The organism is Stenotrophomonas sp. SPM (genome assembly GCF_003105135.1).
Taxonomy (GTDB): Bacteria; Pseudomonadota; Gammaproteobacteria; order Xanthomonadales; family Xanthomonadaceae; genus Stenotrophomonas.
The window spans coordinates 1-8,197 of the sequence record NZ_QETL01000143.1 but is presented as its reverse complement, the minus strand read 5'-3'; the positions used below and the strand labels follow the sequence as shown (position 1 = coordinate 8,197).

Sequence of the window (8,197 nt, the reverse complement as noted above, 5' to 3'; positions counted from 1 at the left end):
CAGCCGGCGGCGGCGGTACGGCGGGGTCCATCGGCGCGGCGGTCGGCGCCGGCGGTGCGGCGGCAGTATCGGTGGCCGGGGCGCTGGCGCTGCGGAACAGCGAATCCACCCAGTAGTTGAGGTCGCCTTCCGGGCCGCCGGCCGCAGCGGCTCCAGCCCCAGCGGCAGCCACACCCGCAGTGGAAGCAGCAGCGCCTGCTGTGGCTCCGGCCACCTTGGCACCCGCGCCCAGCACGCCACCAATGGCCGAGGTCAGCAGGCCGGCCGTCAGCAGCGTAGCCACCGCCCACGCCACGAAGCCGTGCGCGGTATCGCGGAAATAGGTCTCATCGCCGTGGATCTGCGTCCACTTGGTGCGCAGGCGGCCCGCCAGGTAGCCGCCCAGGCCGGAGGCAGCCAGAGCGGTGAAGGTGAGCCACGCGATGCTGGACCAGCCGAAGGTTTCCTTGCTGACGCCTTCAAACGACCACGGCGACACCGAGGAAAGCCCCAGGCCCACACCGAGGATCAGCAGGATGAGCGAGAGCGCCGCGGCAGCGGCGGCACCGGCAAAGATCGCGCCCCACGACACAGCACTTTCGCTGGCGGGCGCGACGATGGGCGCAGTGACCACCGTGGCGACATCGCCGCCAAGGGGGCCGCGCGCGGGCGGATCGAATCGGGTACTCATGGGACGGACGCTCCGTGTAGGCAGTGCTGCGGGTGCAGCGGGCGTCCTGAGGCTGCGCGCACGCTTGTGAACGCGGCGAGACCCTTGAATCACACGATCTTGGCGCGCGCAGCCCCGGATTGTCGGAATCAGCCTGCTTTGGCGGCGACGGCGCTGCCCCTGCAAGAACTCGTATTTTTTCGAGTTTCCCACTTTTCTCATTGGGCTGCAGGCGATTGCTTCCCATCATGGGCACGCCACCGACAATGGATGGCACGGGCTTGCAATCCCGTGGGTTGGCTTGCTGTTTACGCTTGTCTGTCGGCGTCGTGCATCCCTGTGCGCGGCGTCGGCAGGCAATCCGTCCGCTCCTTTGTGGCGGGCAGTGCGTGGGGGCCTCGTGCCCACCGGCAAGTCTGAACCAGCCCCCGGTATTGCAACCACGCACCGTCCGCCACCCTCGCCTTCTGCGGGGTGGCTCCTCTGCAACACGCATAAAGTCGCCGCCATGAGCGAATCGAAATACCCCTATCTCTACGCCACCTTGGGTGAGGCCGCCGCGCGCTTGCCTGATGATCTGGCCGGCCCCCTGGAAGACACTCTGCTTGCCACCCAGATTCCAGGCACACGCAGGGCCGACAGCATTACCCTGCTGATCTGCCTGCAGCGCATCCGCCAGCTGGAAGCCGCCGATGGCCAGCCTTGACGTGAATGGGGATGACAGCGTGCAGGTCAGTGACAGCGCGCGCGAGGGGCTGTTGTTTGCGTGCCGGGCGCTGGCCGAATATGGGCATGTGCAGCTGCAGGCGGCGTAAGCCGCTTCATGGCGGAGCGTGCCAACCAAGGTTGGCAGCTGCCAGAGCATTACGTCTGGGGTCAGATCCCTTTGCGGTGCAAAGGGATCCGACTCACTCCCGCCGGGCATCGCCCGGCGCTACCTGCCACATGTTACGGGCCGGGCACAACGCGCACGTGGTCGACATCGATGTCGGTGGGCTTGAAGCGGTGCGTATCCACTTCGCCGCGCAGCTCAACCACGGTGTCGGCACTGATGGGCGCATGGTGTGGCAGATCGTCGTCATCAATCTCCACCTCGATTTCGCCGGTCGCGTCCTTGAAGCGATAGCGCTCGTGACCCACCTTCGCAATGAGGGTGCCGCGCAGTATCACCGGCTGGTCATCACGCTGGCTGCGTGCTTCGGTCACCGTGGTGACTGCAGCGTGGGCACCGGGGCCGGTGTACTGGGCATGGGCAGGAACGGAGAGCGCGGTGAACGGCGCAACGGCCAGGATGATGGGGAGAAGTCGCTTCATGGCAGGGTCCTCAGTGAATGACGCAATCAGCGTGCTCTCTGCGCAACCGGACGCCCATGCAATTTGTACGAAAGCATGTGAAGCGGCCGCCCTTTCATTCAGGTGCCTGCCCGTGCATACAGCAACGGGTAAACCACAGCTGCGGTAGCGCCGGGCCATGCCCGGCGGCATCTTCGGCGGCCGCTGGCTCGCCGGGCTTGGCCCGGCGCCACCACCAGCAGATCCACGCCATGCGTGGATGATTCTTTCACCGCACGCGCACACAAAAAACGCCCCGCAATGCGGGGCGTTTTCATCACAACCTACCGCAGGCGATCAGCCCTGGTAGTCGCGCACGTCTGCGCCGGTGTAGACCTGGCGCGGACGGCCGATCTTCATTTCCGGGTCGACCTGCTGTTCCAACCAATGCGACACCCAGCCGGAGGTACGGCCCAGGGCGAACATGACGGTGAACATTTCGGTCGGGATCTGCAGCGCCTTGTAGATGATGCCGCTGTAGAAATCGACGTTCGGGTACAGCTTGCGGGCGACGAAGTACTCGTCCTGCAGCGCGGCCTGTTCCAGCTTCACGGCCACGTCCAGCAGCGGATCCTGCACGCCCAGCTGTTCCAGCACCTTGCTGGTCATCACGCCGATGACCTTGGCGCGCGGGTCGAAGTTCTTGTACACGCGGTGGCCGAAGCCCATCAGGCGGAAGCCGGAGGTCTTGTCCTTGGCCTTGACCACGGCGGATTCGACGTTGTCGGCAGTGCCGATCTCTTCCAGCATCTTCAGCACGGCTTCGTTGGCACCGCCGTGGGCCGGACCCCACAGCGCGGTGACGCCAGCGGCGACCGACGCGTACGGGTTGGCACCGGTCGAACCGACCAGGCGCACGGTCGAGGTCGAGGCGTTCTGCTCGTGGTCGGCGTGCAGGATGAACAGCAGGTCCAGTGCCTTGACCACGTCCGGGTTCAGATCGTACTGGCCATCCGCCGACTCGAAGGTCTGCTTCAGGAAGCGGCTGACGTAATCCAGCGAGGTGTCCGGCTTGTTGGCCGGCAGGCCCTTGCCGTGGCGGTAGATCAGGGCCGACAGGGTCGGCACCTTGGCGATCAGGCGCACGGCAGCCTGGCGGCGCTGTTCGGCGTCGGACAGGTCCAACGAGTCGTGGTAGATGGCCGACAGCTGCGCGATGGCGGCGGTCAGGATGGCCATCGGGTGGGCATCCTTGGCGAAGCTGCCGATCAGGGTGTTGATCGACTCATCGACATTGGCTTCGGCAGCCAGCTCATCGGTGAAGGCCTTCAGCTGCTCGGCGCTCGGGCGCTCGCCGTTGATCAGCAGGTAGGCCACTTCGACGTAGCTCGACTTCTCCGACAGCTGTTCGATGGGGTAGCCGCGGTACAGCAGCACGCCCTTGTCGCCGTCGATGTAGGTGATGGCAGACTTGCAGCTGGCCGTCGCGGTAAAGCCGGAATCGTAGGTGAAGAACCCCGTTTCCTTGGTCAGCTTCGCAATGTCGACGCAGTCGTTGCCAAGGGTGGGTTTGATGACGGGCAGAACGACCGACGTGTCGCCGGCGTTGAGCGTGACCTGATCAAGATCGGACACTGTGTGCGCTCCTTCATGGGAAGGCGCCTGCCCAAGCGCGTTGGTCAGGCACGTGAATGACGTCCTCGGCCTGTGCCGGGGATCTGCCCATTATCGCACAGCAGCATTTGTCGGGTGCTAGACGGAAGTCGTAGACGACGGGCAGGGGCAAGCCTGCCGGCAAGCGGCCTTGATGGGCAAAGACGCCATCCCCTGAACGGTCTGTTCCGCCATTCCAAACGCCTGTTGGGTGGGCGCCGGACAAAAACAAACGGCCGCGCAAAGCGCGGCCGTCGGTTCGAAGCTGGATCGACGGATCAGCGCGCGTAGCGCTTCTGGAACTTGTCGATACGGCCCGAGGTGTCGATCACCTTGTGCTTGCCCGTGTAGAACGGGTGCGAAGCAGAGGAAATTTCGACCTTGACCAGCGGGTATTCGTTACCGTCGGTCCAGGTGGTGGTTTCCTTGGTCGCCATGGTGGAGCGGGTCAGGATCTTGAAATCGGAAGTGACGTCTTCGAAGACGACGTCGCGGTAGTTCGGATGGATATCGGCCTTCATGGGCTCACACCGTAAGTGGGCTGGTGGTCAAGAGCGGCATTATAAACACCGGTTGCCGAGCGGGGCAACCGGTGTCTGCACATCGGGATCAATTGGCGCCCAGCGCCTGGCGGACCAGGGCCTCGAAACGGGCCTGGTCGTAGGCCATCAGCAGGTCGCAGTTGTCCGGCTGGCCGGTCTGGCGGTTCCAGTCGACGATGGTGGCGCCGCGGCTGAACGTACCGTTCAGTTCCACGTTAAGCGGACGCGATTCCACCTGCAGCTGGCCTTCCGGGTTCAGCGCCCAGGCCATGGCCACCGCATCGGCGGTGTACCAGCGGCCACCCTTGGCGTCTTCGGACAGCGCGCGGGTCTTGCGCGAGATCAGCTCGTAGAAGCGAGCGCGGTCGGAATCGGCCTTCAGCCACTGCTCCGCCTGCTCCAGCGGCAGGCCGTGGGCGACAGTGGCCTCCCAGTCGGACACCAGCAGATGCTTGAACGAGGTGAACACCACATGCGCCGCTTCGGGGTCGAAGGCGATGTTGAATTCGGCGGCCGGAGTGATGTTGCCGTGGCAGGTGACGGCACCGCCCATCACCACGATGCGCTTGATGCGCTGGGGCAGGGTCGGGTCCAGCTTCAGCGCCAGCGCCAGGTTGGTCAGCGGGCCGAGCATCACCAGCATCAGCTCGCCGGCGTACTGGTGCGACAGGCGCAGGATGGCCAGCGCGGCGTGTTCGGCCTCGGCGTGGCGGCTGGGCGGCGGCAGGTCCACGTCGCCGTATCCGTCGCGGCCGTGCACGTGGGCAGCATCCATCGAAGGGTGCAGCAGCGGATCGGGGCTGCCAGCGAACACCGGCACGTCGGTGCGGCCGACGACGTCGCAGAGCTTGAGGGCGTTGCGGACGGTGTATTCGAGGCCGACGTTGCCGGCAGCGATGGTCAGGGCGACCACGTCGTGCCGTTCATCGGCGAAGGCCATCAGCAGGGCCAGGGCGTCGTCCACACCGGGGTCGGTGTCGATCAACAGCGGGATCTTGTGGGTCATCGTTGCCGTCTTCAGATCGGCAACGAAGTGTGGACCGGGTTGATGACCGTTGCAAGTACGGGGGGTTGGGGTTCGGCAGGGCTGCGCCCTGCACCCGCTGGGGCAGGAGCAACGGCAACAGCAACGTCAAAAGCTGGTTGGCTGGGGGATGGCGGGGTGGGTCCGGTTGCGGGGGACGCTGCAAGTGCGTCCCTGTAAGCTCGGTCGCCGCACCCATGCGGCTCACGCCCCCGCAACCGGAGCCACTCCGCCTTCGACAGTTTCCCGGTGACCAGTAGATCCACGCCATGCGTGGATGAACAAAATGATCGAGAAGGCTGTCTGTAGAGTCGAGCCATGCTCGACTCACGCGCGCAGCGCGAAGTAGCGCCGCGCCATGCGTGGATGAGCGTCGCGGGAATGGGGTCTGACCCCTTCGCCGCTTACGCCGAGGCGTAACGGACGGCGGAGCCGATCCAGCGGTTGACCACGCGGTCGGCCAGCGCGGGTTGCTGGGCCAGCAGGCGTTCGGCCAGGTCGTGCACGCCGGGCAGCAGGCCGGCATCGCGGGCCAGGTCGGCAATGCGGAAGCCGGCCAGGCCGGTCTGGCGGGTACCCAGCAGTTCACCGGGACCGCGCAGTTCCAGATCCTTCTCGGCGATGACGAAGCCATCGTTGGTTTCGCGCATGGTCTGCAGGCGCTCGCGCGCCATCTGCGAAAGCGGCGCCTGGTACAGCAGCACGCAGCGCGACACCGCCGAACCACGCCCCACCCGACCGCGCAGCTGGTGCAGCTGGGCCAGGCCCAGGCGCTCGGCGTTCTCGATCACCATCAGCGAGGCATTGGGTACGTCCACGCCCACTTCGATCACGGTGGTCGCCACCAGCAGATCGATCTCGCCAGCCTTGAACGCAACCATCGTGGCCAGCTTTTCCGCAGCCTTTAGCCGGCCATGTACCAGGCCCACGCGCACGCCGGGCAACAGCGCCTGCAGCGATTCGTACGTGGCCTGGGCAGGCGTGGCATCCAGCTCTTCGCTTTCCTCGATGAGCGTGCAGACCCAGTACACCTGGCGCCCTTCCTGGCAGGCCAACGCGATGCGTTCGATCAGTTCGGGGCGGCGATCGTTGTTCAGCGCCACGGTCTGCACCGGCGTTCGACCGGGCGGCAGTTCGTCGATGGCCGATACATCCAGGTCGGCGTACTCGGACATCGCCAGCGTGCGCGGAATGGGCGTGGCGGTCATCACCAGCTGGTGCGGCACGCTGTGTGCGCCTGCCCCCTTGTCACGCAGGGCCAGCCGCTGGTGCACGCCGAAGCGGTGCTGCTCATCGACGATGGCCAGGGCCAGGTCGTGGAACACCACCGCTTCCTGCATCAGCGCATGGGTGCCGACCACGACCTGGGCTTCGCCATTGGCGACCTGCTCGATCACCTTGGTGCGCGCCTTGCCGGTGACCTTGCCGGCCAGCCAGCAGACGCGCACGCCCAGCGGTTCCAGCCAACCGCGAAGATTGTTGAGGTGCTGTTCGGCCAGCAGCTCGGTGGGTGCGGCCAAGGCGACCTGCTTGCCCTGCTCCACCGCCAGCATGGCGGCCAGCGCGGCCACCACGGTCTTGCCGGAACCGACGTCGCCCTGCACCAGCCGCAGCATCGGGCTGGGGCGTGCGAGGTCTTCGCGGATCTGCTTGAACACGCGCGCCTGCGCGCCGGTCAGCGCGAACGGCAGCTGCTTCAGCAGGGCCTTGGCCAGCTTGCCCGGGCCGGCCAGCGGCGGCGCATGGTGCGCCTGCTGGGCAATGCGCTGGCGGCGCAGACTGAGGTGGTGGGCCAGCAGTTCTTCCATCGCCAGGCGCCGCTGCGCCGGATGGGTGCCGGCGGCCAGCGCGGCCAGATCGGCATCCGGTGGCGGCTGGTGCACGGTCAGCAGCGCGCTGCGCAGCGAAGGCAGGCCCAGGCCGTCGAGCCAGCCCGTGGGCAGCAGTTCCAGCGTGCTTTCCTCGGGCAGGCGGTCCAGGGCCTGGCTGATCAGCTTGCGCATGGTCATAGGGCCGACGCCTTCCACGGTGGGATACACCGGGTCGAGACGGTCGCCAAGTTCGGGATCGTCGTTGCGGCCCAGTACCTGGTAGCTGGGGTGGACGATTTCCAGGCCGAGGTGGCCGGGCTTGGGCGTGCCGAAGCAGCGCAGCCGGTTGCCCACCGCGAACTGGCCGACCTGCTGCTGGCGGAAGTGGAAGAAGCGCAGCACCAGGGTGCCCCGCCCTTCGTCTTCCACCGCCACCTTCAGCATGGGCCGGTAGCGCATGCCGCGTTCGACCGCGGTGACCCGCACTTCCACCTGCGCGGGCATGCCCGGGCGCAGGTCTTCGATGCGGGTCAGCCGGGTGCGGTCTTCATAGCGCAGCGGCAGGTGCAGCCACAGATCCTGCAGGGTGGCCAGGCCACGCGCCTGCAGTTTGGCGGCCACGGCCGGGCCCACGCCCGCCAGCATCGCCAGGGATGCTTCGCCGGACGGTGACAGTGCCGGGGTGACCGCCGCCTTGCGTGCCACGGGTGGGTCAGTCGATGACCATCACCGCGTCGACCTCGAAGTTGGCGCCCTTCGGCAGGCCGGAGACTTCGATGGTGGAACGGGCCGGGAACGGGGCCTGGAAGTAGTCCTGCATGACCGCGTTGACCTTGGCGAATTCGGCCAGGTCGGTCAGGTACAGGCCCAGGCGCACGACCTTGTCCAGCGAACCACCGGCGGCTTCGGCCACGGCCTTGAGGTTGTCGAAGGCGCGGCGGGCCTGCGCTTCCACGTCACCCACGCCGACGATGTCGCCGGTGGCCGGGTCCAGCGGAATCTGGCCGGAGAAATACACGGTGTTGCCGGCGCGCACGGCCTGCGAGTACGGGCCGATGGCGGCAGGAGCCTTTTCGGTGTTGATGATCTGGCGGGACATGGTCGCTCCGGTGCGTTGGGGGAAAACAGAGCGGTGATTGTACCGGGTGGGGGTGCACCCACGCATGGCGTGGAGCTACCGCGCCGCTTCGGTAGCGCCGGGCCATGCCCGGCTGCATTTGATTCATGCCGCGCTGCGCGCTCGCCG

Annotated in this window: 6 protein-coding genes and 2 pseudogenes; 1 reads left to right on the top strand and 7 read right to left on the bottom strand. The window is 66.6% G+C overall.

The features are described from left to right. Positions 1-670: pseudogene (locus DCO49_RS18690) on the bottom strand (hypothetical protein); the annotation flags it as partial. A 487-nt stretch (positions 671-1,157) separates the two neighbouring features. Between DCO49_RS18690 and DCO49_RS18685 the strand changes: the two are divergent. After that, positions 1,158-1,464 (top strand): annotated as a pseudogene (locus tag DCO49_RS18685) (hypothetical protein). 133 nt (positions 1,465-1,597) lie between these two features. On the opposite strand, the gene DCO49_RS18680 reads toward DCO49_RS18685, so the two are convergent. The 6 genes from DCO49_RS18680 to DCO49_RS18650 form a co-directional block, all read right to left on the bottom strand. Next, on the bottom strand, positions 1,598-1,963 hold the full coding sequence (locus DCO49_RS18680; protein WP_116865265.1) for a NirD/YgiW/YdeI family stress tolerance protein: 366 nt from the start codon (positions 1,961-1,963) through the stop codon (positions 1,598-1,600). A gap of 315 nt (positions 1,964-2,278) precedes the next feature. Beyond that, positions 2,279-3,556, bottom strand: a complete 1,278-nt coding sequence (locus DCO49_RS18675) for a citrate synthase (protein WP_116865264.1) — start codon at positions 3,554-3,556, stop codon at positions 2,279-2,281. 296 nt (positions 3,557-3,852) lie between these two features. Continuing rightward, a complete protein-coding gene (locus tag DCO49_RS18670) occupies positions 3,853-4,095 on the bottom strand; it encodes a type B 50S ribosomal protein L31 (RefSeq protein WP_079223041.1) in 243 nt (80 codons plus the stop codon). Between the two features lie 88 nt (positions 4,096-4,183). Next, positions 4,184-5,122, bottom strand: coding sequence for a nucleoside hydrolase (locus tag DCO49_RS18665; protein ID WP_116865263.1), 939 nt, complete (start codon positions 5,120-5,122; stop codon positions 4,184-4,186). 422 nt (positions 5,123-5,544) lie between these two features. After that, the gene (recG, locus tag DCO49_RS18655) at positions 5,545-7,656 is read right to left on the bottom strand and encodes an ATP-dependent DNA helicase RecG (RefSeq protein WP_116865262.1); all 2,112 of its coding nucleotides are present in this window, start codon (positions 7,654-7,656) and stop codon (positions 5,545-5,547) included. Between the two features lie 7 nt (positions 7,657-7,663). Further along, positions 7,664-8,050, bottom strand: coding sequence for a RidA family protein (locus DCO49_RS18650; protein WP_025874214.1), 387 nt, complete (start codon positions 8,048-8,050; stop codon positions 7,664-7,666). Positions 8,051-8,197: the final 147 nt, after the last annotated feature.